This is a genomic window from Hyphococcus sp. (assembly GCF_041986965.1).
In the GTDB taxonomy this organism is placed as follows: domain Bacteria; phylum Pseudomonadota; class Alphaproteobacteria; order Caulobacterales; family Parvularculaceae; genus Hyphococcus.
Map to the genome: position 1 here is coordinate 898747 of NZ_JBHIXB010000002.1, position 22723 is coordinate 921469.

At 58.3% G+C, this 22723-nt stretch carries 24 protein-coding genes; 15 read left to right on the forward strand and 9 right to left on the reverse strand.

All coding sequences use genetic code 11. The features are described from left to right. The first annotated feature begins 12 nt into the window (after positions 1–12). The 12 genes from ygfZ (at position 13) to ptsN (ending at position 9795) form a co-directional block, all read left to right on the forward strand. Positions 13–816, forward strand: a complete 804-nt coding sequence (gene ygfZ / locus ACFC5L_RS13185; RefSeq protein ID WP_375202472.1) for a CAF17-like 4Fe-4S cluster assembly/insertion protein YgfZ — start codon at positions 13–15, stop codon at positions 814–816. A 44-nt stretch (positions 817–860) separates the two neighbouring features. Then, a complete protein-coding gene (locus tag ACFC5L_RS13190; RefSeq protein WP_375202471.1) occupies positions 861–1271 on the forward strand; it encodes an MAPEG family protein in 411 nt (136 codons plus the stop codon). 76 nt (positions 1272–1347) lie between these two features. Continuing rightward, positions 1348–2133: a PRC-barrel domain-containing protein gene (locus ACFC5L_RS13195; RefSeq protein WP_375202470.1), complete on the forward strand. Its 786-nt coding sequence runs from the start codon at positions 1348–1350 to the stop codon at positions 2131–2133. Between the two features lie 50 nt (positions 2134–2183). Continuing rightward, positions 2184–2813: a DNA-3-methyladenine glycosylase I gene (locus tag ACFC5L_RS13200; protein WP_375202469.1), complete on the forward strand. Its 630-nt coding sequence runs from the start codon at positions 2184–2186 to the stop codon at positions 2811–2813. Positions 2814–2876: 63 nt separating this feature from the next. Beyond that, on the forward strand, positions 2877–4037 hold the full coding sequence (locus ACFC5L_RS13205; protein ID WP_375202468.1) for a beta-ketoacyl-ACP synthase III: 1161 nt from the start codon (positions 2877–2879) through the stop codon (positions 4035–4037). A gap of 64 nt (positions 4038–4101) precedes the next feature. Continuing rightward, positions 4102–4716 carry a ribonuclease D gene (locus ACFC5L_RS13210; protein ID WP_375202467.1) on the forward strand — a complete coding sequence of 205 codons (615 nt, stop codon included), beginning with the start codon at positions 4102–4104 and terminating at the stop codon, positions 4714–4716. Positions 4717–4864: 148 nt separating this feature from the next. Further along, on the forward strand, positions 4865–5644 hold the full coding sequence (gene lptC / locus ACFC5L_RS13215) for an LPS export ABC transporter periplasmic protein LptC (protein ID WP_375202466.1): 780 nt from the start codon (positions 4865–4867) through the stop codon (positions 5642–5644). Then, positions 5641–6126, forward strand: a complete 486-nt coding sequence (locus tag ACFC5L_RS13220; protein ID WP_375202465.1) for an LptA/OstA family protein — start codon at positions 5641–5643, stop codon at positions 6124–6126. The genes lptC and ACFC5L_RS13220 overlap by 4 nt, the downstream gene beginning before the upstream one ends. Before the next feature lie 72 nt (positions 6127–6198). Continuing rightward, complete coding sequence (lptB, locus tag ACFC5L_RS13225; protein ID WP_375202464.1) at positions 6199–7008, forward strand: LPS export ABC transporter ATP-binding protein; 810 nt, start codon at positions 6199–6201, stop codon at positions 7006–7008. A gap of 20 nt (positions 7009–7028) precedes the next feature. After that, a complete protein-coding gene (gene rpoN / locus ACFC5L_RS13230) occupies positions 7029–8534 on the forward strand; it encodes an RNA polymerase factor sigma-54 (protein WP_375202463.1) in 1506 nt (501 codons plus the stop codon). An 82-nt stretch (positions 8535–8616) separates the two neighbouring features. After that, positions 8617–9195: a ribosome hibernation-promoting factor, HPF/YfiA family gene (gene hpf / locus ACFC5L_RS13235; protein ID WP_375202462.1), complete on the forward strand. Its 579-nt coding sequence runs from the start codon at positions 8617–8619 to the stop codon at positions 9193–9195. Between the two features lie 135 nt (positions 9196–9330). Then, entirely contained in the window at positions 9331–9795 is a 465-nt protein-coding gene (ptsN, locus tag ACFC5L_RS13240) for a PTS IIA-like nitrogen regulatory protein PtsN (protein ID WP_375203276.1), read from the forward strand. A gap of 35 nt (positions 9796–9830) precedes the next feature. On the opposite strand, the gene ACFC5L_RS13245 is transcribed toward ptsN, so the two are convergent. From ACFC5L_RS13245 to ACFC5L_RS13280, 8 genes are all read right to left on the reverse strand, one after another. Then, positions 9831–10127 (reverse strand): DUF1150 family protein, encoded by a 297-nt coding sequence (locus ACFC5L_RS13245; RefSeq protein ID WP_375202461.1) that lies wholly within the window; start codon positions 10125–10127, stop codon positions 9831–9833. 270 nt (positions 10128–10397) lie between these two features. Next, positions 10398–11408, reverse strand: coding sequence for a threonine ammonia-lyase (locus ACFC5L_RS13250; protein ID WP_375202460.1), 1011 nt, complete (start codon positions 11406–11408; stop codon positions 10398–10400). A gap of 83 nt (positions 11409–11491) precedes the next feature. Beyond that, positions 11492–12307 (reverse strand): undecaprenyl-diphosphate phosphatase, encoded by an 816-nt coding sequence (locus tag ACFC5L_RS13255; protein WP_375202459.1) that lies wholly within the window; start codon positions 12305–12307, stop codon positions 11492–11494. Between the two features lie 75 nt (positions 12308–12382). Then, positions 12383–12781 carry a response regulator gene (locus ACFC5L_RS13260; RefSeq protein WP_375202458.1) on the reverse strand — a complete coding sequence of 133 codons (399 nt, stop codon included), beginning with the start codon at positions 12779–12781 and terminating at the stop codon, positions 12383–12385. Between the two features lie 95 nt (positions 12782–12876). Next, entirely contained in the window at positions 12877–13533 is a 657-nt protein-coding gene (locus ACFC5L_RS13265; RefSeq protein ID WP_375202457.1) for a histidine phosphotransferase family protein, read from the reverse strand. 64 nt (positions 13534–13597) lie between these two features. Further along, a complete protein-coding gene (locus ACFC5L_RS13270; protein ID WP_375202456.1) occupies positions 13598–13948 on the reverse strand; it encodes a YdbL family protein in 351 nt (116 codons plus the stop codon). Positions 13949–13972: 24 nt separating this feature from the next. Further along, on the reverse strand, positions 13973–14170 hold the full coding sequence (locus ACFC5L_RS13275; protein ID WP_375202455.1) for a YnbE family lipoprotein: 198 nt from the start codon (positions 14168–14170) through the stop codon (positions 13973–13975). A gap of 125 nt (positions 14171–14295) precedes the next feature. After that, positions 14296–17115, reverse strand: coding sequence for an intermembrane phospholipid transport protein YdbH family protein (locus ACFC5L_RS13280; RefSeq protein WP_375202454.1), 2820 nt, complete (start codon positions 17113–17115; stop codon positions 14296–14298). Positions 17116–17304: 189 nt separating this feature from the next. Between ACFC5L_RS13280 and ACFC5L_RS13285 the strand changes: the two genes are divergently transcribed. Both ACFC5L_RS13285 and ACFC5L_RS13290 read left to right on the forward strand, forming a co-directional pair. After that, the gene (locus ACFC5L_RS13285; RefSeq protein WP_375202453.1) at positions 17305–19125 is read left to right on the forward strand and encodes a M23 family metallopeptidase; all 1821 of its coding nucleotides are present in this window, start codon (positions 17305–17307) and stop codon (positions 19123–19125) included. A 140-nt stretch (positions 19126–19265) separates the two neighbouring features. Further along, the gene (locus ACFC5L_RS13290; RefSeq protein ID WP_375202452.1) at positions 19266–20525 is read left to right on the forward strand and encodes a hypothetical protein; all 1260 of its coding nucleotides are present in this window, start codon (positions 19266–19268) and stop codon (positions 20523–20525) included. Here ACFC5L_RS13290 and ACFC5L_RS13295 read toward each other — a convergent pair. Continuing rightward, on the reverse strand, positions 20452–20790 hold the full coding sequence (locus tag ACFC5L_RS13295; RefSeq protein WP_375202451.1) for a hypothetical protein: 339 nt from the start codon (positions 20788–20790) through the stop codon (positions 20452–20454). The genes ACFC5L_RS13290 and ACFC5L_RS13295 overlap by 74 nt on opposite strands. Before the next feature lie 338 nt (positions 20791–21128). Between ACFC5L_RS13295 and ACFC5L_RS13300 the strand changes: the two genes are divergently transcribed. Continuing rightward, positions 21129–22592, forward strand: a complete 1464-nt coding sequence (locus ACFC5L_RS13300; RefSeq protein ID WP_375202450.1) for a DEAD/DEAH box helicase — start codon at positions 21129–21131, stop codon at positions 22590–22592. Positions 22593–22723 lie beyond the last annotated feature (131 nt).

The window sequence follows — 22723 nt, forward strand, 5'->3', positions numbered from 1 at the left end:
ACATCCGCGCTTATGACCAACCCTGCCCCGCTTCCCGACCGCGCCGTCATTCGCCTCACCGGCGAAGACCGATTCTCATTCTTGCAGGGGATCATCACCCAGGATGTGGAGCGGCTCAAAACCGCGCCGGCGATCTTCTCGGCCCTACTGACGCCGCAGGGGAAAATCCTGTTTGATTTTTTCATCGCCAGCGATGGCGATGCGCTGTTGATCGACTGTTTTACGGATGCTGCGGCTGCGCTTCTCAAACGTCTCACGCTCTACAAGCTGAGGGCGAAAGTCAGCCTTGATCTTGCGGAAGACCTCAAGGTCGTCGCCAGCGCCGAGAAGATTGAAAACGGCTTTCCTGACCCGCGCCATACAAAGCTTGGCTGGCGCGCTATCGTTAGCGAAACAGCAGAAGGCGCAAACAGAGAGTATGACCGCGCGCGCATCGCGCTCGGCGTCCCCGATTTCGGAAAAGACTTCAGCGCCGATGAGGTCTTTCTTCTCGACGTCAATTACGACCTGCTCAATGGCGTGAACTACAAAAAAGGGTGCTTTGTCGGTCAGGAAGTCACCAGCCGCATGAAGCGCAAGGGCGATGTGCGGCGCCGGACGCTGATCGCTAAGTTTGACGGACCGGCGGCGGAGAAAGGCGCGCCAGTCACCGCAGGCGGCTCAACCCTCGGCGAAACGATGAGCGCCGCAGATGGCGTCGCCCTCGCGATCATCCGTCTCGACCGTTGGGAGAAGGCGAAAGCCAAAGGAACGCCCATAGAATGCGGCGGCAAGCAACTGCTTTTGGAGATTCCAGACTATCTCGAACAGGGCTAGGTTCCTCGGTGGTCTGAAGATCACAACTATAAGGAGGACCCGTCATGACGCCCACCGCAACCGCCCTGCTCGCCTACGCGTCCTGGTTCATATTGCTGCTCCTGTTTCTTGCCATCGTGCGCACATCGCTGGTGATGCAGGGAAAGCGCGCATCGAATTCCTTCGCCCCATCCGGCGACGATATGGAAGGGTTCGCAAAGCGTCTCACCCGCGCGCACGCCAATTGTTATGAAAATATGGGTCTCGTGGCCGCGGTGCTGCTTTATGCGATCGCAACCGGTCAAACAGCGCTGACCGACGGCCTCGCCTATATGTTTCTCGGCGCGCGCGTCGCCCAATCCGTCACCCATCTCATTTCGACAAACCGGCTGTTCGTTTTTCTGCGATTTGCATTTTTCGTGGTGCAAGTCCTTATCCTGATCTTCTGGCTCTTAAAGCTTTTCCACCACATCTGAGCGGGTTCGGGAACCACCAGTCTTTTCTCCTGTTCGCTGAGCAACGCTCGATTGGGCGCTGTTACAGAGGAAAAGGATGAGATACGCGATTTTACTCGCGGCCAGTTCCACGCTGGCCGTCGCCTGTGCGCGGGATGAACCCGTTGAAAACGAACCGAAACCCGGCGAGATCGTCGAGGAAAGCGCTGAGGATGTCGGCGAAGGCGCCGCCCGTGTCGGCGAAGAAATTTCCGCCGCCGCCAGCGAAGCCGCCGATACTGCCGGAGACTTTATCGAAAACGAATTGTCCCAGGCGAACGCCCGGGGCTTTACGGTGCGTAATATCATCGGTGAATCCGTGCGCGGCGAAGACCGTCTGGCGATCGCCGAGATTGACGATCTCCTGTTCAGCCGGGATGGCGCCCTGCGCGCCTTCATACTGAAAGATGGCGCGTTTTTGGGCCTGGGCGGCGATCCGGCGACAATCACCGCGGACCGGTTCGCCTTCGCCATCAGCGGCGATGGCGATATTGCTGTCACGGTCGCTATGACCGATGGAGAACTTCGCCAGATGACTGAATCCCTCGCCTATCATCCCACGGGCGGCCTGATTCAAAACCCGGGCGATATGATGAGCGTCTCGGAATTGATCGGGGCTCCGGTCGTCAACGAAAATGGCGATAAGGTCGCGGACATGTTTGACATTATTCTTGCCGATCCCGGTCGCTTTGAAACGGCTGTTCTCTCCGTGGGCGGGCTCGGCGCGCTCGGCAACCGCCTTGTCTCTGTGGATATGACGTCGCTGCTTGTTGACGACAACACCGGCGTCATCCGCGTGGTTACGGCGCCTGACTTCGGCGCGATGCCGACATTCGAATATTGATCTTGCAATATTGATTTTAAGAGGCTGGCGGCCTTACCTGTCGGAAAACAATGACGAGGTTTTCCGTGGTGAAGTCCGCCGGCTCTAAAGCCCCCAATCTCCAAACCTCTTGCCTTTGGGCGCCGCTCGATGACGCGCTCTATCGTGAATATCACGACACAGAATGGGGTGTGCCGGAATATGATGACCGGGCGCTGTTTGAAAAACTGATCCTGGATGGATTTCAGGCCGGTCTCTCCTGGCGAACGATCCTTTATAAGCGCGACAATTTCCGCAAAGCCTTTGACGGCTTTACCCCGGAAAAGATTGCGCGCTACTCACCGAAAAAAATCGAACGACTGATGAATGATGCGGGCATTATCCGCTCATCGACCAAGATCAACGCAGCCATCGGCAACGCCAAAGCATATCTCGAGATCATGGAGACGAGACCGGATGGCTTTTCCGGCCTTCTATGGGATTTCGTCGATGGCGAGCCTATCGTCAATAAAGTGAAAAACTATCGCGATCATCAGGTCAAATCGCCGGAGAGCGAGGCTATGGCGAAGGAGCTCAAGCGCCTCGGCTTCAAATTCTGCGGGCCGGTGATTGTCTACGCCTTCATGCAGGCGGTGGGCATGGTCAATGACCACGAGACGGCCTGTCCACGCTGGAGAGCCGTACAGAAGCTCGCCCGATAGGCGGGTTGCGCCGGAAGGGCGAAGGGCGCAAATTGCCGGAAACAACATTTCCGGAAACGCCTCATGTCCAATCCTGTCGCCGCTGACGTGCGTATCGTCGCCACCGGCCTTTACACCCCGCCCCATGCGATTTCGAATGAGGAGCTGGTGAGCTCCCTTAACGCCTATGTCGCAGACTTCAACGACAAGAACGCCGCGGCCATCGCGGCGGGCGACATGGAACCGCTGCAACCCTCATCGCCTGAATTCATCGAGAAGGCCTCCGGCATCAAATCGCGCTTCGTCGTGGATAAGGACGGCATCCTCGATATCTCCCGAATGGCGCCGAAAATCGCGCCGCGCCCCAACGAAGACCTGTCCCTGCTCGCCGAAATAGCCGTGAGTGCGGCGCGCGACGCCATGCGCGCGGCGGACCTCAAGCCGCAAGACATCGACGGCGTCATTTGCGCAGCCTCGAACATGCAGCGCGCCTATCCTGCGATCGCCGTTGAAATTCAGGATGCGCTCGGCATTGACGGTTTTGCGTTCGACATGAATGTCGCCTGCGCGTCGGCGACATTTGGGATTGAAACAGGTCTTGGTCTTATTCGGGCTGGCGCACGGCGCATTCTCATGGTCAATCCGGAAATCTGTTCGGCGCATTTGAACTTCCGCAATCGCGACTGTCATTTCATTTTCGGCGATGTGGCGACGGCAGTGATACTGGAAAGCAATGAGGGCGCCGCCGCTGGAGAGTCCTGGGAGATCCTCGGCACACGCCTCAAGACCAAATTCTCCAACAACATCCGAAACAATTTCGGCTTCCTCAATCACTGCGAAAGGGAGACCGGCGCGCCCGCTGACCCGCAAACGGACCCGGCCACAGACAAGCTGTTCATGCAGGAAGGCCGCAAGGTTTTCAAAGAAGTGGTGCCCATGGTCAGCGAACTGATCTCCGGCCATTTGAACGATGTCGGCGTCACACCCGAACAGGTCAAACGCTTCTGGCTGCATCAGGCAAACCTCGCCATGAATGAATTTATTGCGCGGAAGGTCCTTGGGCGCGATGCAACCCGCGAAGAAGCGCCGGTCGTGCTCGACGAATACGCCAACACCTCCTCCGCAGGATCGATTATCGCTTTTCACAAACACAAGGCGGACTTCGTCGCCGGCGATATTGGCGTCATTTGCGGCTTTGGGGCGGGCTATTCCGCCGGGTCAGTCATCATCCGCAAAGTGGCTTAATCGGGCCTTCACTATTCCCGCGACAATGTTAAGACGACTGGAATAACCAGCGTAGAAAGACGCAATGACCAATTATCTGCATAAGGGCGATTTGCCGGAGGGCCTCGATCTTGGCCCCGTCGTCGCAATCGATTCGGAGACCATGGGGCTTATCCCCCATCGTGATCCCTTATGCGTGGTGCAGCTTTCCGCCGGCGACGGCGACGCCCATCTCGTCCAGCTCAATCGCCAGACCTATGACGCGCCGCGGCTGAAAGCGCTGCTCTCCGACCCGAAGGTCTTGAAAATCTTCCACTTCGCCCGGTTCGACGTCGCCGCCTTCAAGCAATGGCTCGGTGTGGAAACGGCGCCTGTCTATTGCACCAAGATCGCCTCCAAGCTCTGCCGCACCTATACGGACCGGCACGGGCTGAAAGATGTCTGCCGGGAGCTTCTGGGCGTCGATATCTCCAAACAGCAGCAATCTTCCGATTGGGGCGCCGATGAGCTCTCCGACGCGCAAGTGGATTACGCCGCCTCGGATGTCCTCCACCTCCATGCGCTGAGGGAAAAACTGGACGCAATGCTGACCCGGGAAGGCCGGATGGCCATGGCTGAGGCTTGCTTCGACTTCCTGCCCACAAGGGCGGCGCTGGACCTCGCGGGCTGGCCTGAGGTCGATATTTTCGCCCATTCCTGAGTTTCTGACCCCAAAAGGCCGGATTTTACGGGGAAATTTACGCCCCTTGCTTCCCTCCCGCGCCCGCGCGACTATATGAAGAGATGCGTTGCGGCGCTTGCCGCAGCGCAGCGAAGCTCTTGGAATTCATAGGAAATCGCACGGGGATATGACGACTCTCGTCACCGATGAGGAAAGGCCGGCAGAACCGACGCCGCTCGCGTCTAGGCGGCGCGTTCTCGACAGCCTGCCTTCCGGCGCGCGCACCACCGGCGATCAGGCCGCCGCCCGTTCGCGCATGGTCCGCCGCCTGCGCATCGCATTGCCAATCCTCGCGCTCGTCCTCGTCGCTGCATTCCTCTTCAATACACAGTCTAATGAAGTCGATGATGCATTTCTTGATGACTTCAAGGATATCGACGCATCGGCCGAAGAGCTGAGCATGGCGAGCCCCCGCTTCGCCGGGGTCGACAATAAGGGCAAGCCTTTTGAGATCACGGCGGCGATGGCCCGCCAGAACACCAATCTGAAAGATATCGTCACGCTGGACCGACCGCACGCAGTGCAAGGCGAGAATAACGGCTCCACGGTTGTGAGCGCTGACAAAGGCGTTTACCGCTCCGAACAGAATATTCTGGAGCTTGAGGATCAGGTGACCCTGCAACACGAAGTGGGTTCGGAGGTGTATGTTTTTCGCGCACCGTCCGCCTCGGTCGCGATCAAGGACGAGATCGTCACCAGCGATACAGGCGTCGACGGCGAAGGCTCCAATGGCCGCGAACTCACCGCAGAACGCATGAAAGCCTATAATGGCGACGGACGCGTCGTTTTCGAAGGCAATGTGCATATGCGCATTTACCCGAAAAACGCTGGACCCAAGCCGGACGAAAACACCGCCAATAGCGACAGACCGGCGCTGAAAGACGTGGATATCGAGAAGCCGCAATGATTCAAAAAATATGCCTTGCCGCCGCCTTTCTCCTCAGCGCCATGACGCCGGCTGCGGCGCAGCTTATCGCCGCCGGCGACAGCACGGAGCCGATCGACATCACCGGCGACACGGCGGAGTTTGAAAACAATCTCGCCGTGTGGACCGGCAATGTTCGTGTAGTCCAGGGCCCGGCCATTCTCATCTCTGACCGGCTAGAGGCGGTGCTGACGGACGAAGGCGACTTTGAAACCATCACCGCCATCGGTTCGGTGCGCTACTCCAACGGCGAGGAAGCCATTACCGGAGAACGGGCGGTTTTCAACAACGATGCCCGCACCATTGTCATGACCGATAATGTCATCGTCACTCAAGGCAAGCAGGTCATGTCCGCGGGCAAGATCACCTACTGGGTCGATAGCGGTAAGGTTTTGTTTACCCCTGAGGCCGGAAAACGCATTCGCGGCCTGTTTTTCACCGGCAAGGACGATGAACAGTCATAAAGAACGGCAATCCTGAATAACGATTAACCAAGATCCGACGCCTTCACCGAACTTTAAAGAGAGACGCGCTTAATGAGCGACCAGATGGAACCGACAAACGACATCTCCCCGGCGGAAACCGCCCGGCCGCAGAAGCTGAAGCCCAAAGTCATTGAGGGCGGCGGCGCGCTGGCGGCTGAGAATCTGGGCAAGTCCTTCAAACGCCGCCCGGTTGTGCGCGGCGTTTCCATGTCGGTGAAACGCGGCGAAGTCGTCGGCCTGCTTGGCCCCAACGGCGCCGGGAAAACCACCTGCTTTTACATGATCACCGGACTGATCCCGGCCGACCGCGGCCGCATCATGATCGACGGTCATGATGTGACCAATCTGCCCATGTATCAGCGTGCGCGCCTCGGCGTCGGCTATCTGCCCCAGGAAGCGTCGATCTTTCGCGGCATGACCGTGGAGCAAAATCTGCGCGCCGTCGTTGAGCTTGTGGAGCGCAACAAGGACAAGCAGCAGACCATCATCGACGATCTCCTGAACGAGTTTCACATCACCTATATTCGCAATGCGCCCGCCATCGCCCTCTCGGGCGGTGAGCGCCGCCGGGTGGAGATCGCCCGCGCCCTTGCGACGGCCCCGTCCTTCATGCTGTTGGACGAACCCTTCGCTGGCATCGACCCGCTCGCCATCGCGGAAATCCGCGAACTGGTGGCGCATCTTAAAGACCGCGGCCTTGGCGTCCTCATTACGGACCACAATGTTCGCGAAACTCTCGACATCATCGACCGCGCCTACATCATTCATGAAGGCGAGGTGCTTCTGGAAGGCGCGCCCGGCGAAATCGTCGGCGACAAAGATGTTCGCCGTGTTTATCTCGGCGACCGGTTCCAGATGTAAAGGAAGGACAAGGGGGCGTTGTGGCGTTAGCTCCGAGACTCGAATTCAGACAATCCCAACAGCTGGTCATGACGCCGCAATTGCAGCAGGCGATCAAGCTGTTGCAACTGTCCAATCTCGAACTTTCGGAATATGTCGCCGAGCAGCTCGAACAGAACCCCTTTCTTGAACGCGATGAAACGCCTGCGGACGGCCCCGCTGAACGCCGCGGCGAGAAACCAGCGGAAACAGGGAACGCATCTCAAAGTTCTGGCGAATTAGATCAGTCGAACGTCAAGGAAGCGCGCGATTCGCTTGATGTCGAATATGATGACGTCGATCCCAACAGCTCCGGCAGCGACGCCGCCTATGGCGACTATAAGCCCAATGACTGGGCGTCCGCCTCTTCGGGCCGCAGTCTTGACGATCAGGAATTCGGCGCGACGCTGAAAAAGGAAATCTCGCTCGCAGATCACCTGACCGAGCAGCTACATGTCGCAACGCGCGATCCGATGCAGCTTTTTATCGGCGCCTATATCATCGACATGATCGACGAGGCTGGGTATCTGCGCGAAGACCTGCCCACCGTTGCAGAACGTCTCGGCGCCGAACTCGCCGATGTTGAAGAAACGCACAAAATGATCACGGCCTTCGATCCTTCCGGCGTGGGCGCCCGCGATCTTAAAGAGTGCCTCAAGCTCCAGCTGATCGACGCCAATCGCTACGATCCGTCGATGCAGGCTTTCGTGGAAAACATTGAGCTTCTCGCCAAAGGCGATCTCAAAGGGCTCATGAAAGCGACAGACGCCGACGAAGAAGACGTGCGCGACATGATCGCCGAAGTGCGCGCCCTGACGCCAAAACCCGGCTACGCCTATGGCGGCGGCGTCGTTCAAGCGATTGCGCCGGACGTTTTCGTCACCAAATCCCAGGATGGCGGCTGGAAGGTCGAGCTCAATAGCGAGACCCTGCCCCGCGTTCTCGTTAATCAGCGCTATTACGCCGAGATTTCTTCCGTGAACGGCGCAGATGAAAAAGACAAAACCTTCATTGCCGAACAATTCGCGAGCGCCAACTGGCTTGCAAAATCGCTGCATCAACGCGCGCAAACCATTCTGAAAGTGGCGAGCGAAATCGTGCGCCAGCAGGACGCGTTTCTCGCCTATGGCGTCAAACATCTGCGCCCGCTCAATCTCAAGATCGTCGCCGACGCCATCGAGATGCACGAATCAACAATTTCGCGCGTCACCTCCAATAAATACATCGCGACGCCGCGCGGCCTTTTCGAATTGAAGTACTTTTTCACGGCCTCTATCGCCTCCTCCTCAGGGGGCGAGGCCCATTCCGCAGAAGCGGTCCGCCACCGCATCCGGGAGATGATCGAGGCCGAGACCAAGGACACTGTCCTGTCGGATGACAAGATCGTTGAGATCCTGTCTGCCGAGGGCGTGGATATCGCTCGCCGAACTGTTGCTAAGTACCGGGAAACATTGAATATTCCATCTTCGGTCCAGCGCCGCCGGGCGATGTTGCAAACCGCGATCTAACCCTTTAATCCGCGCCCCCAAAACCAATATAATAATGGCGGCGCGGTACCTTGGGGGAGAGCCGCCACTTTCAGGAGGTCCAATGGACATTCAGGTCAGCGGTAAAAACATGGATCTGGGCGACGCCCTGCAAAACCATGTTTCTGACAAACTCGAAGACAGCGTTCACAAATATTTTGATCGCGGCGCGGAAGCGACCGTGACCTTCTCTAAAGAGCGTCATCTCATTGACTGTGATTTGATGGCCCATCTCGCCTCTGGCGTGTTTCTGGCCGCCCATGGCGAAGGCGGCGACGCCTACAGCGCCTTTGAGGAAAGCCTTGAAAAGCTCGAGAAACGGATTCGCCGTTACAAGCGACGGCTGAAAAAGCACCATACCAATGGGAAAGAGCCTCTGCCGGCGGAAAACGCCTCCTATTACCTGCTTCAGCCTCTGGGCGAGGAAGAGGAAGGCGATCAGGAAGAGGCCGATCCCAACCCGGTTGTCGTGGCGGAAAGCCAGACCACCTTGCGGGAAATGACAGTGGGCGCAGCCGTCATGCAGCTCGACCTCGCAGAACAACCTGCGGTGGTGTTCAAAAACGCCGCTCATGGCCGAATCAACGTGGTCTACCGCCGACGTGACGGCCATATTGGGTGGGTTGATCCCGGGGCCTCTTAGCGCTAAAGGCGGCCTCGCTGGCGGCACAGCGCGGCTGACGCCTTTAGATCGGATATACCGAACTTAGGGAACTTCTTAACAGCTTGGACTATTCGTAAGGGGCGCGGAGCCAGTGAAAGAGTTTGCGTGAGCGTAATGGGACTTGAAGACCTTCTCAGCCCTCAGGGCGTCATCCATAACCTCCGGGCGAGCTGTAAGCGCGAAGCGCTTCAGGCGATTGCTGACAAGGCAAGCGCGCTGATCGACCGTCCGGCGGCGGATATCATGTCGACGCTCCTGGAACGCGAACAGCTCGGCTCAACAGGCGTCGGTGACGGCGTCGCGCTGCCTCACGGCAAGATCGAGGGCCTCGGCAAGATTGTCGGCGTGCTGGCGCGGCTCGAGACACCTGTCAGTTTCGACGCACTCGACGACCAACCCGTTGATCTCGTCTTCATGCTGTTGGCGCCAGCCAACGCCACGGCGGCGCATTTGAAAGCGCTCGCCAAAGTTTCCCGCCTCCTCCGCGATGAGGATGCGCGGGATGCGCTCCGCGGCGCCGATTCGGCGGAAGCCTTGTTCGCGATCGCCACGTCGGATCAAAAACACCACGCGGCCTGAACGCTACTCAAATGTCCTGAAAAACCGTTAGAGTATTAGTGAACGCTGACAGGGTTCATTTCGTGCTGGCGCGCCGCCGCGAAAGCGAGTTCCCGGTCGCCAACAAGCGCCAATCGTTCACCGCTGGATGAGTGGACCGAATAGAGAATATCGTCATCTTCGATTTCAATCGTCAATTCGCCTTCATCATCGATAAGGTCATCGAGGACATCGCGGGCGGCGACGGTCCGCACATAGACGAGTTTCCGCCCTCCGAGCTCTGCGAAATCACGCGCAGACAGGGACTTTTGCTCTCCGTCATTAAAAATTGCGCCGTTTTTCATCAAAGTCATGGGTCTTTTCCTTTGTCAGATCCCTCTCGTCTGGATCCGGGCGTCTTGCTGATTTTGCAGGGAAACTGGCTAGCAAAGCGTGAACGCCGGACATGAAATCCGATAGTTTTTTTTTACCACTCGGAAATGACGATCCTTTGACCCTTTCGTGGCCAACCCGCCATTTTCCTATGGGCCTCATATGGGGATATATTGTAACAATTCAATAACCGCCCATTTCCCACTCAAATTCGTGAACACGCGGATCGGCCCCAGACCAGACTGGCGGCATCAGGCCGGCAGAGGGCGACCTTCCAGAATGGCGGCGAAAAGCGGCGCATCCACATTGCCGCCAGAAAGCGTCAGCGCAATTGTCTTACCCTTGGCGTCGAATTTTCCGCAAAGGAGCCCGGCAAGGGCCGCCGCGCCGCCAGGCTCTACCACCAGCTTCAACTCCCGCCAGGCGAAGACCATCGCCTTGCGGACATCTTCCTCCGATACCGTCAGCCCGCCGCGCACCAGACGCTCCATAATCGGCAAGGTCAGGCGCCCCGGCGAAGGCGTTGCGATGGCGTCACAAATCGTCCGGTGGCTGACATCGGCCCGATGGCGCACGCCGTCGCGGATGGACGCCCATGTTTCGTCAAACCCCTCCGGCTCGGCGATCCAGACTTCGGTCTGCGGCGAGACTTCTTCGAGAATGGTGGCGCACCCCGCCGTGAGGCCGCCGCCGCCGCAGCAGACAATAAAAGCGTCAAGCGCCAAACCGCGCGCGCCAGCGTCTTCAAAAGTTTCGAGCGCTGTCGTTCCCTGCCCTTCAATGATATGCGGATGGTCGAAAGACGGCGCCAGGATCATGCCTTTTTCGGCGATGATGCGTTCGGCAATCGCCTCCCGGTCTTCGCTATAACGGTCATAGGGGATGATATCGGCCCCGAGCGCTTTCACATTGTCTGTTTTTATAGAAGGGGCGTCAGCCGGCATGATGATTGTCGCATGCGCCTTCGCCATACGCGCGGCAAACGCAACGCCTTGCGCGTGATTTCCTGAGGACCAGGCGAGAATGCCCCTGCGCCGCTCTTCCTCATTAAGTTGCGAAACAAGGTTATAGGCGCCGCGGAACTTGAAAGAGCCAAAGTGCTGAAGGACTTCAGCCTTGAGCAGCACCCTTCCCCCCACAATTTCATTGAGGGTCTGGTTCTCGATCAGGGGCGTTCGCACCGCCTTTCCGGAAAGGCGCGCCGCCGCTGCGCGAACGCCGTCAGCAGTGATGGGAGCGGAGTTCAAAAGAGAGGCGTCCATAAGGGGCTTTCAAAAACTGCGAGTGAGTCATGACCAGAAAACCCGTCAAAGCCAAGACGTTTTTGCGGCCCTCTCAAGGCTTGTCAGCCCGTCATCAGCGAACCAGCCATCGCCAGCAATATGATCCCGAAAATAACCCTGTAAATGACGAAGGGTGTGAAGCTGATGCTACGCGTCAACCGCATCAGGGCGGCGATCGCCGCATAGGCGCAGGCAAAAGAAAGTATGGCGACAATGGCGGCGCTGGACATGGTTGCACCCGCGCCTTCCCGGGCGATTTCAATCGCTGCGAAAAAACCGAGCGCGAGAATGGTCGGGATCGCGAGCAGCATGGAAAACCGGGCCGACTCTGTGCGCGTCATCCCCAAAAAGCGCGCCATGGTCATGGTGATGCCGGAGCGCGAGACGCCCGGGATCAGCGCAATCATTTGCGCCAGACCGATCGCAATCGCATCGCGCCAGGTGATCCGGTCAAGCCCTTCACGTTCACCCCTGGTCCTGTCGGCAAACCATAAAAGCACGCCGAAAATGATGCTCGTCCAGCCAATCACCACCGGCGACCGCAAGGCGTCCGTTATATCCATAAGGACAAACACAGCCGCCAATGCGAGCGTCGGAATGGTGGCGGCCGCAATAAACAAAAACAGCTTGCGGTCATCGCTCGGCTTGAACCGCAACGTATCAACGCCGCCGCGAAACAGCATCGCCGTCTCCCCGCGGAAATACATGAGAACAGCAACGAGCGAACCCACATGAGCGGCAATGTCGATCAAAGGGCCCTGATCGGTCCAGTCCTTTACCGCGAGCGGCGCAAGGATGAGATGCGCCGAAGAGGAGATTGGAAGAAACTCCGTAATCCCCTGAATGACAGCAAGAACGATGAGCTGGATAAGCGACATGCCAAGGAGATAAACCCATTCACCGTGACCGCACTATGACAAATTGCGGCCCGGTGGAATTATTTTGACAGGCGTTTAGCCGTTCGCCGCTTCTGAAACCGGGTCGATCAGGCCGATTTCCGCAAGTTTCGCCGCCACGGCGCCTTTGTCGAAAGGCTTGAGGATGTGGTGCGCAGCGCCTGCCGCCTTAGCGAGCGTGAATTGCTGGTGATCGTTTTCCGTCGCGCACAGGATGATCACCGGCCTGTCCCCTTCGAGCGACGCCGCCTCGCGCAAAAAGTCGAGCGCACCCATGGAGGGCAGATCCCAGTCGAGAAAAACAGCCGCAGGCTTTTCAGCGCGGCAAAACTCGATCGCCGCTGAAGCGTCGCCGGCGCCCTCCGCCTCCAGACCGAGGTCGGTGAGAATACGGCCGGCGATTTCGCGGATGACGTCAGAATCGTCAACGACTAGGCAGGTTTTCGATGCAGTCATGGTCAGAAAATCCGTTCCTGAAAGGTTCGGATCAAGTTTGCCCTGACCGCGTTAGCACAGGATTAACGTCATGGTGAGGAATGCGTTAACCGGCATTAAGAACCGAACGCCGCTCGGAAAATCACTTCCTCTTCCGTACGCTCGACCTTGATGGCGCCGCCCGCCGACTCGACCAGACGCGAGGCGATCAGGGCTGGCGTGTATTTTGGCGTGATGTCAGCGTCGTCGCCGTCAAGCGCGCGGACAAGGTCGTCGTTCAGGAGCAGTTTTTTGCCGGTCGCCGTGATGGTGAAATTCTCAATATCCCCCTCAATGGAGACATCACCGCCGCGCGGCACGCAATCTGCGGCCGCATAGGCAAGCACCATCAGCACTTTGACGTTCTCCTTCGCCGCCAGCCCGGTGCCGATATGCCAGTGAAGCTCAGCCTTGGTGATCGCGAAGAGATCTGTAAGCGCCTTTTGGGCGTCTTCAAGGCTGATTTGCGCCCCAAACCCGCCAGCTGCGCCATAAGCGAGACGGGCGTAAGAGAGGAGCGCGATGGCCTTCTGGGCGCCTGAGCGAATGAGGTCCATCGCCGCATCGCGCATCGCCCCTTCCATGGAAGGATCATCGAGCACTTCAAGCCCTGAGCTGAGCGCGCCCACAGGGTTGATCAGATCGTGGCAGACACGGGAGGAAAGCAAGGCCGACAGCGCAAGCGCGTCAGGCCCCTCATCATCTGGCGGGTTTAAGTCAAAAGCTTCGGACATGGGCGAGAACTCTCACAATGCTGAAAGTTCTCTTATCCCTGATTCGGCCGGAGCTGGCTTGTTCTTATCGCTTAATCCAGGCGCCGGAAGTATCACGGATGCATTGCCCCCGCGTCGCCTGATTCATCAGCTTTTCAGCCGTCAGCGCCGCCGCCACCTCAACGGTGACGCCGTTTCTGCGGGCGATATCGGCATAAACGGCCTTGCGCTGCTGATTGATGTCGCGAATCTCGCGGCGCAGATCGGCCCCCGCATTAGCGCCGGAGACGACGCCAATATAACCGTCAGCCTGCTCGCCGATAACGCAATTATTCTTGGCGTTTTCCACGAGCGCACTCGCAGCTATAGCCGACGGCGCAAGCGCCGAAAACGCCAGCCCGACAGCAGCAGCGGCCATAATGAACGTTTTTTTCATCGAGTGTTCCATGTTGCGTCCCCCTTAGAAAATGTCCGGGTTCTGTGCGATGGCGTCCTCGATCTCGCGTTCGAGTTTAACCCGCACCTCGCCGGTGACATTGACGTTGAGATTGACCTCAATCGGCTTCTCTCCGCCTTCAAGTTTGACGGTGTTGCAGGCGGAAAGCCCAATCGCAACCGGAGCCAATACCGCAAACAACAAATTCCGCGTTTTCATCATGAAGGTTTGCCCTCCGCCTTCCAAGTGATATCCGTCACACGCAACGCCATGAAATTAGCTGATCTCTGCGGCGAAAAATAGGCTTATTCTCGTCGCCGGCGGCTGGTTTTCGCCGCATTTCCGGCTCATTCCTCATCTGAGAGCTCCATTTGTATCCTCGATTTGATAACTTCCGAGATATTGGCCTGACGGATGAGATCGATGTTTTCCACCGCAAGATTGATGCGATAGAGCACAGGCACATCCTTTACATTCCGGTTACGGACCGTAACGTCGCCTACTCCCTCAAACCGCATCCCAAACTTGATCTCGCCATCCAACGCGCCATTGATGGTGACTTCCATCTCTGAAAAGCGAAGGTCACGCAAAAAGTCGAATGCGACCTTGGCGTTTTCTCCCGCCGCTGACGCCTGCTCCGCCGCCTGCCCCACATAACGGATGACACCGGGCCCTTGAGACCGGATAAAGCCGTTTTCGATGCGCGCCCGCCCGCCTTCAAAGATCAATGGCAGGTCGCCGCTCAATATGCCTTCACCGGAAAGCCCCTCAACATCGAAAAACTCGAACACTTGCTCAAGATCAACATTGTGCGCCTGTAGCGGGATGAGCGCTTCGCCGGAAAATCCTGCCGTTGCGTCAGAGACCACTAGCTCACCGCCGAACCAGGGAAACGCCGCGTTTGAAATGCCGAGAGTCTCGTCGCCCGGCAACTCAAATGTGATGTCGCCGGCGCCGAGCTGCAGCGCGTCCATGTCGACACTGGCGACATTGATGGTTTGGAAGCCGTTTGTCGTAACCGGGAAAAGATCCGTAAGCTGAACGGTGCCGCTAACGCCATGGGTCCGGGTGACAGCCTGCGTAGGGCCTGCAAAAGATATATTATCGAGAGACAGCTCCGCCGTTGAAATAAACTCCGACGGCGCCCAGGAAAGGCGAACCTCCCCGTCGAGGCTTCCATCGGCCGCATTCACAATCCCTTTTAGCGCCGGAGATATCCGGTTCGGCTGCAGGCCGACCGGGGAAAAGGCCAGATTTTCCAGAGTCAGCACGGTTTCACCGCTCGCCGTTTTCATGTGATGGACGCCTTCGCCGGCGCCGAGCCGGTAGCCTTCAGGGGTCGTCAGCGCGTAGGAAAAGCGCGTCTCAGCGCCTTCAAGCTTTGCTTCACCCGACGCCATCACTGGCGCAATCATTAACAGGCGGTTTTCCGGCCCCTGATGCTGGGCGATGCGCAGCCGGTTGACAGCGGCGTCCGCCTGCATGCCTTGCGCGTCAAGTTCGAAATCGAATTCGCCGATCACTCCCGACATTTCGACTGCATCATTGATTGTCATCGCCCCATTGACGACACCGCCCTTGATTATCGTGTGCTTGCGCGCCGGATGGTAAGCGGCGTCAAAACGAACGACTGGCGGTCGCCCTCTAGCGACAGTCTTTCCGAACCGCACCGATCCATCGCGGGCGGCGATTTCTCCCGAGACGGTGCAGGCCGTGTCTCCGGTCCATGTGTAAACTGCGAGCGGGCCCTCGGCGTTGCAGAGCGTAATTTCCGAAAGCCTGACATCAAGGTCCTGCCCTTCAAGCCGGCCGCGGCCGCGCTCGATATTGAAACAGTCGCTTTTGCTGACGACTTGCGCGCGCTGCGCGTTCAGATCGGCGGTGACTCGAAAGGCGCCGTTGAACGGCGCATCATTAATCGTCAGCCTGCCAATCGTCGCTTTCCGCAAACCGGACTTAAGCCCAATATCGGCGATGATTTCCGAACCGTTCGACTGCGCCTCAATGTCGATCCGGCTGCCATCGAGAGAAAGCGCGCTGGAAACAAACGCATCGATTTCAATCGGCGCAGCGACACGCCAGAAGCCTCCTTCGCGCTCCAAATCCGCGGCGCCTTTTGCATCAGCGCCATCGGAAACAAGTGCGAACTGGAACGATGATGTTTCGCGACCGCCGGCGCGGGCGTAAAACGGCGCGCTCCCCTGCGGCGTCAAGGTCAGGGACGCGCCTTCCGGCGTCGTCAGGGCAAGCGGCCCCCCCTCGTCAGCAAGCCGGATTTGAAAAGCGCCCCCTTCAAACGCGACATCGGCGATGCCAGCAAAGGCGGCGTTTTGTAGTTTTTCGCCAAAAACCGTCTGCATTTGTGCAGCGCTGGTCAGCGACAGCAGGTCCTCATCACGGAGGTCTATCTCGGGCGCTGAAAACGCAACGCGCACCGCGCCGCTCAAAAGCTCAGCGCCGCCGGTCACAACGTCCCGCCACGAGCCAGCGTCGCCGGTCGCCGTGAAGAAGACACGGCGCGCGGCGATCATGTCCGTCTCGGCGTCCCCTTCATAGGTTAGAGACAACGACATCGCCCCATCAGCCGCTAAATCAAGTTGCGCCGCGCTCTTCACATTCTGAAACAGGAAATTGTTCCAGACGATTTCGTCCGATGACAAATCAATCGACGCCTCGCCGCCACTTTGGATATCGTATGTTGCATTGACGCGACCGGTCGCGCCGCCTTGCGGCGCATCCACCACCATTGCGACTTCGCTCAGGCTCACACTGTCAAAAGGCAATGAACGATTGCCGCCGCTTCCGCCGCCCGAAGGGAGGCCGGGAATGGAAAAATCGCCGTCTTCACCGACACGCACGCGCAAAGCGCCGGGCCCGGCGCGCACCGCATCAATGGCGCGCTCCCGCCACAAACGCCGCCAGTCGTAGTCCACCTCGACAACGTCAAACGAAAAGCCGCGCGCCGCTTTGGGCCCTGCGGCCACATTCACCAGCCGCACGCCATCAAAGGTTAACGCCGTCACCCGGGCCTGCGGCGCTTCGAGCCCGGCAGAAGCCATGGCCGTACGCGCCGCCCAGCCTGCAAGCGGTAAGCGAAAAACCCAGACCAACGCCGTCAGGATCACTAACAGCGTCAGGACAATCGCCAGAAATCGCGCTATGCGCATGGCGTTACCTCAACCCCTCAAACACAACCGCAGCTTTTCTCTATTGATTAACGACAATTTCGTCTAATCAGCCCCGCGCGTCGCCGATAGAATGCAAGAAATTGCGAGCTTTGGCGAGGCGTGCGATGGTAGGCGCAATACGGCCGCCGAGAGGCAAATCGTAGCGCAGAAAACGGCGGCGAAGCGCAGATGTCGAACGAGTTTGTTCATACAGGTCAGACGTTTACAGGGCGCGGCGACGCCTACTGTCCGCTTGAGCGCAAGCGCCGCGGCCCCGCCGCGCTGGGCGCCGCATTGACCGTCCTAGTCGCTGGCGGGACTTTTTTGGTGTTTTCCGCCGCCTCCACGCCGACCCGGCTGCCTGAGGCGCCGATCGCCGCCGCGCTGCCGGTCAGCGCAGAAAAAACCACGCCCGCCATTAAGCACACCTCCACTGCAAGCGCCTCAACCGCGCAACAGACCGCAAGCGGGGAAGACTCCGTTGAAGCCGTGTTGGCCGAGTCCCGCGCCGCACGCGCCACCCTCCCTCTGGCGGGCGGTGAGCCGCCCGTCGCCGATCAGGGCTTCACACCCAGGATCAAACCGGGCGCCGAAGTAAAGGTCGCCGCAGCGAAATCCGAGATCGTCGAAACCGTTGGCGTCGCACCGAGCCTGAAGCCCGCGGCCCCGACGACGCCGCCTGTCAGCATGATGCGGGTTGCGCAAACCCAATACGCCTCGGCCGATGACGGTCCGCCGCCCGTCTTTTTTGCAAGCGACATTGTCCGCAAAGACATCACCCGCATTTCACCCGCGGTCGCGCTCGCCGCTGACATGGCCCAAGAGCCGGAAGAAATTCGCGTTCGCCTCAGCCGAGGCGAGAATTTTGTAGAGGCGTTGAAGCGCGCCGGGATCACCGCAGCTGACGCTAACGCCGCAGCCTACGCCTTCGGCAAACATCAGGATCTCCGCCGCCTTCTCCCCGGACAGGAATTTGCGCTGACCGTCGGCTGGCCGAACCAGACGCTTTTTGAAATGGCGTCGCAACATGCAACGCCGGATGCGCGCCTTCTCGGCCTTGAATTTCGCGCCGATCCTGAAAATCGGATTTTCTTAAAGCGCGTCAGTGGCGGCGAGATGATCGCCGAAAAGAAAACCGTCCCCTTAACAACCCGAATTATGTCGGTCGCCGGGCGCATCAATGGCAGCCTTTACCTTTCGGCCAAGCATGTCGGCGCGCCGGACGAAGTCATCGCCAATCTCGCTGACGCATTTTCCTACGATGTTGACTTTCAACGCGAGATTTTTGGCGGCGACGAATTCGAAGCGATCTTCGAGGTCAAATATGATGACGAAGGCAAACTCGTTTCCGCCGGAGATATACTTTATGCGCGCCTCAACTGGCGCGGCCGCTCCCGCGAAAAAGGATATTATCGTTTCCCCGGTGATGACGGACGCGCGGACTTTTATGACGCCACTGGACAAAGCGCCAAACGCCTTCTCATGAAAACGCCAATCGATGGCGCGCGTCTGTCTTCCGGTTTCGGCACGCGAAAACACCCCATCCTTGGGTATCGCCGAGCACACAAAGGCGTCGACTTCGCCGCCCCACGCGGCACCCCGGTCAAGGCCGCAGGCGACGGCGTCATTGAACGCGCGAACCGATACGGCTCTTTCGGGAATTACGTCAAAATCCGGCACGCCAACGGCTATCAGACGGCTTACGCGCATCTCAATGGATTCGCTCGCGGCATCAGGGCTGGTAAACGGGTGCGCCAAGGCGACATCATCGCTTATGTGGGCACGACCGGTCGCTCAACCGGGCCCCATCTTCATTATGAAGTTCACTTGCGTGGGTCTGCTGTGAACCCGCAGCGCCTGAAAATGGATACGACAGGCAAAGCCCTTGAAGGCGAAGCGCTGGCTCGCTTCAAAGCCGAAAAAGCCCGGATCGACGCCATGCGTATGCCGGAAGAAACTCGCGAAGCCTTATATGCTCGCGATGAACGCAACGCCCAGGGCGCGCTTTAAAAGTCACTGCTCATTTCTGAAAAACCACTGAAAGCATCAACAGCGGGGCGAAGTTGTCATCATCTCCGAGCGGGGCGGAACTCGTTAGGCTCCATCGTCATCTACGTTGGGTGTTGCTCCTTGCCGCCCCTGCCGCCTTCATGCTGGCGAGCGCGCTTCTAGCTTACAGGCTCGGGCAGAACTGGGATATCCCTTATTCCGACTTCCATTTCATGTGGGTCGCAGGCGATATGTGGCACGCAGGGCTCTCGCCTTACACGGATGAATTCAGCCGGCGCATCGCCGAGTTCGAAGCCATTCGCATATCGGAGGCATGGTATTATCCCCCAAGCTGGTTTCCAATCGCCACCCTCATAGCGCAGACTGACGCCTCAACAGCGACACGATTATGGCGAGTCATCACCATTATACTGTTGCTCGCCGCAAGCGCGCTCAATGTTGCATCGTTTCGCTTTCTTGCGGGGAACAGCGCAATCTTAGCGCCCAGTTCGCCAATACGCAGCATGCTCCTGTCGTTGCCGTTTTTAACGCTTTTCATGCTTCATTTTGGCCTTGTGGGCCTTAGCCAGTCCGCAGAAAAAAACATCCAGCTCGCTCAGTCATCAGCGCTTATCTATTTCGGCGTGAGCCTGCTTGTATATTCGCTATCGCGCGCGAAACTCATCACAGGCGCGATCGGCCTGGCGCTGATCATACTGAAGCCGCAGCTAGGCGTGGCGATGGCGCTGGTCCTGCTCTTTTCCGCCTTGGGACGAAAAATCGTTTTTTTTGCTGCGCTGATATCGATCGCAATGGCGACGCCGGCTTTCCTGATAGCGTCGCCTTTCGAAGTCACCGCCGACCTGCTTCACAACCTTTCGGTCTATGGCGATCAGGTATTTAATACAGCCATCGTTTCGACCGGCCTGCGCAATGCCGTCTGGACCCTGGGCGGCAGCGATGCAGGCATGACTTTTTATCAGTTGGCGGCGTTATGCTTCATCCTGATCGCGGCGCTCGCTTTGTACATCCAGTTCAGAGCGCCGCCCCAACCGCTTGACCTCGTGATGCTGGCGATCGTCTCCACACTCTTCATTGCATCGCTGCACTATTACAGCTTCGTGTCATTCGGCGCCCTTGTGTTGTATTGTCTGTCTCTTCGAACCGCCTCGGCTCTCATTTGCGGCGGCGCTTTCTTGATGATTGCGCGCGCCGGGAACTTGCCCAATCCGCCGACTATGCATGGTCACGACGTCATGGCCTTTGGCGGCAATCTCTATATGACCATCGCCGCCGGAATGATTCTATTCGTGTTGATGTGGAATTTCTGGCGGCGTCCGACGCCGGTTACGGCCACCCCGGAAAACTCGAGACCATCTCGATTTTCAGATCCGGGAAACTCTCAACATACTGAATTTTAAGGTCCGGAAAGCTGTCGACAAATCTCCATTGACCGCAATCATCAGGAAAGCTGTCTACGCGCTCAACCCTCAAATCAGGAAAGCTTGTAACAATCTGCACGCGGATATCAGGAAAGCTCTCAACCACCTGCACATCGCCATATAGTGGAAATCCGTTCAAGACACAGGCGTCTTTATCGAGCCTGTCAGCCCCTCCAGAGGCCTGAGGAAACCATAAGAGACCAATGATCGTCAGGGCCGGGAGCGTCTTCGATCGGGGCTTCATGTGCGGATTTTAGGCAACATCCCTGCCCCAGACCAGCCAAAACCAGCCCAAAATACCCCGAAATCGTTGACTCGCCGGGGAAAGCCCCCTACTTCCCGCCTCGCAATGCTGCGATGCAGCGCGCGCAATCGGCCGTTCTGGATGATCTTCCGCCGGCCCCAAGATAAGACGCAGCGCATTTTTTGCATCCGCATCCGGTCATCAAGACCCATTGCCTATGATGACGCATCGCTTCCACGGCGGAAGAGCGCGGCGTTGGAGAGAAACAACCCGCCGATGCGACAAAACGGCTAAAAGCGCTGCGGCGCGACGCCGGCAAAAACCCAAACGGAGACTCGATGTCTTTTGCTGATCTCGGCTTATCGCCGAAACTTCTCGAAGCTATTGCTGCGGCTGGCTACGAAAACCCTACCCCCATCCAGGAAGAAGCCATTCCCCCGGCGATTAAGGGCCATGATGTGCTCGGCATCGCTCAGACCGGCACGGGAAAAACCGCTTCCTTCACCCTGCCGATGATCGAGCGTCTTTCCAAAGGCCGCGCCAAGGCGCGCATGCCGCGCTCCCTCGTTCTCGCGCCGACGCGAGAACTCGCCGCGCAGGTCGCTGAAAATTTTGAGAAATACGGCGTCAATCACAAGCTTTCCATGGCGCTCCTCATCGGCGGCGTCTCCTTTGGCGACCAGGACGCCAAGCTTACCCGCGGCGTTGATGTGCTGATCGCGACGCCGGGCCGCCTGCTCGATCATTTCGAGCGTGGGCGCCTCCTCCTCACCGGCATCGAAGTCATGGTGGTGGACGAAGCCGACCGGATGCTCGACATGGGCTTCATCCCGGATATCGAAAAGATCTTCAAACTGACGCCCATGACGCGCCAGACCCTTTTCTTTTCTGCGACGATGCCGCCGGAAATCCAGCGCATCACCGATCAATTCCTGCATAAGCCGGTGCGTGTTGAAGTTTCAAAACCGGCGACGACAGCAGACACCATCACGCAACGCATTGTCCGGGTGCCGACAAAAGACGACAAGATGAAACGCAACGCCTTGCGCGAGCTTCTGCGTCAGGACGGTGTGAAAAACGGCATCATCTTCTGTAACCGTAAATCGACAGTAGATGTCGTAGCCAAGTCGCTGCAAAAGCATGGTTTCAATGCGCGGCCAATCCATGGCGACCTCGCCCAGGCCTTCCGTACGGAAACACTCGATAAGTTCCGCAGCGACGAAGTGCAATTTCTTGTAGCTTCTGATGTCGCCGCACGAGGGCTCGATATTCCCGCCGTGAGCCATGTTTTCAATTATGACGTGCCAATCCACTCCGACGACTATGTGCACCGGATTGGCCGTACGGGACGAGCGGGACTGAAGGGCGCAGCGATGATGCTGGTGACCCCTGCAGACGGCAAGCATTATGACGCCATCTTGAAAACCATCGGCGCTGAAGAAATCGAGGCGCTCGACTTCTCGAAATTCTTCGAAGAAAATCCGGTCCGCGAAAGCCGCCCACGCGGCGGCAAGGATGCGAAAGAGAGCCGCGGACGGCGGTCATCTTCCCGCCGCGACAACCGCAAGTCAGAGCCCAAGCCTGAAAATGACGCGGCGGCCGAAGCGGAGAAACCTGCAGAAAACGACGCGAAATCCGCCGAAGACGACGCGTCACAGAAGGCGTCGCAGCGCGGAGAGACCCGCGCCCCGTCCCGCCGGCGCAAGAACGGAGAGGCGCGCAGCCCGCGCCGCCGCGAGGAAGCCGTTGTGGGGCTGGGCGATCATGTCCCCGCCTTCCTGATGCGCGAAGTCGCACGTTAACTTCTCATTAAGGTCAGCGAATAAAGGATTTGCCTACAGCCGCACCTGGCTCTTTAGGCAATCCTTTACTGCAGTCGCCTAGTTTCTCCCGAAACGGGGAGAAAGACACCCATGCGCAGTATCCAGGGGCG

Coding starts and splice junctions, on each gene's coding strand:
- ACFC5L_RS13300 (WP_375202450.1), top strand. CDS start 21,129: ATGTCTTTTGCTGATCTCGGCTTATCGCCGAAACTTCTCGAAGCTATT.
- lptB (WP_375202464.1), top strand. CDS start 6,199: ATGAGCGACCAGATGGAACCGACAAACGACATCTCCCCGGCGGAAACC.
- ACFC5L_RS13205 (WP_375202468.1), top strand. CDS start 2,877: ATGTCCAATCCTGTCGCCGCTGACGTGCGTATCGTCGCCACCGGCCTT.
- ACFC5L_RS13255 (WP_375202459.1), bottom strand. CDS start 12,307: ATGTCGCTTATCCAGCTCATCGTTCTTGCTGTCATTCAGGGGATTACG.
- ACFC5L_RS13295 (WP_375202451.1), bottom strand. CDS start 20,790: ATGAAGCCCCGATCGAAGACGCTCCCGGCCCTGACGATCATTGGTCTC.
- ACFC5L_RS13245 (WP_375202461.1), bottom strand. CDS start 10,127: ATGACTTTGATGAAAAACGGCGCAATTTTTAATGACGGAGAGCAAAAG.
- ACFC5L_RS13220 (WP_375202465.1), top strand. CDS start 5,641: ATGATTCAAAAAATATGCCTTGCCGCCGCCTTTCTCCTCAGCGCCATG.
- ACFC5L_RS13290 (WP_375202452.1), top strand. CDS start 19,266: ATGCTGGCGAGCGCGCTTCTAGCTTACAGGCTCGGGCAGAACTGGGAT.
- ygfZ (WP_375202472.1), top strand. CDS start 13: ATGACCAACCCTGCCCCGCTTCCCGACCGCGCCGTCATTCGCCTCACC.
- ACFC5L_RS13285 (WP_375202453.1), top strand. CDS start 17,305: ATGTCGAACGAGTTTGTTCATACAGGTCAGACGTTTACAGGGCGCGGC.
- ACFC5L_RS13275 (WP_375202455.1), bottom strand. CDS start 14,170: ATGATGAAAACGCGGAATTTGTTGTTTGCGGTATTGGCTCCGGTTGCG.
- ptsN (WP_375203276.1), top strand. CDS start 9,331: ATGGGACTTGAAGACCTTCTCAGCCCTCAGGGCGTCATCCATAACCTC.
- ACFC5L_RS13200 (WP_375202469.1), top strand. CDS start 2,184: ATGACGAGGTTTTCCGTGGTGAAGTCCGCCGGCTCTAAAGCCCCCAAT.
- ACFC5L_RS13280 (WP_375202454.1), bottom strand. CDS start 17,115: ATGCGCATAGCGCGATTTCTGGCGATTGTCCTGACGCTGTTAGTGATC.
- ACFC5L_RS13210 (WP_375202467.1), top strand. CDS start 4,102: ATGACCAATTATCTGCATAAGGGCGATTTGCCGGAGGGCCTCGATCTT.
- ACFC5L_RS13260 (WP_375202458.1), bottom strand. CDS start 12,781: ATGACTGCATCGAAAACCTGCCTAGTCGTTGACGATTCTGACGTCATC.
- ACFC5L_RS13250 (WP_375202460.1), bottom strand. CDS start 11,408: ATGGACGCCTCTCTTTTGAACTCCGCTCCCATCACTGCTGACGGCGTT.
- hpf (WP_375202462.1), top strand. CDS start 8,617: ATGGACATTCAGGTCAGCGGTAAAAACATGGATCTGGGCGACGCCCTG.
- ACFC5L_RS13270 (WP_375202456.1), bottom strand. CDS start 13,948: ATGAAAAAAACGTTCATTATGGCCGCTGCTGCTGTCGGGCTGGCGTTT.
- lptC (WP_375202466.1), top strand. CDS start 4,865: ATGACGACTCTCGTCACCGATGAGGAAAGGCCGGCAGAACCGACGCCG.
- ACFC5L_RS13190 (WP_375202471.1), top strand. CDS start 861: ATGACGCCCACCGCAACCGCCCTGCTCGCCTACGCGTCCTGGTTCATA.
- ACFC5L_RS13265 (WP_375202457.1), bottom strand. CDS start 13,533: ATGTCCGAAGCTTTTGACTTAAACCCGCCAGATGATGAGGGGCCTGAC.
- ACFC5L_RS13195 (WP_375202470.1), top strand. CDS start 1,348: ATGAGATACGCGATTTTACTCGCGGCCAGTTCCACGCTGGCCGTCGCC.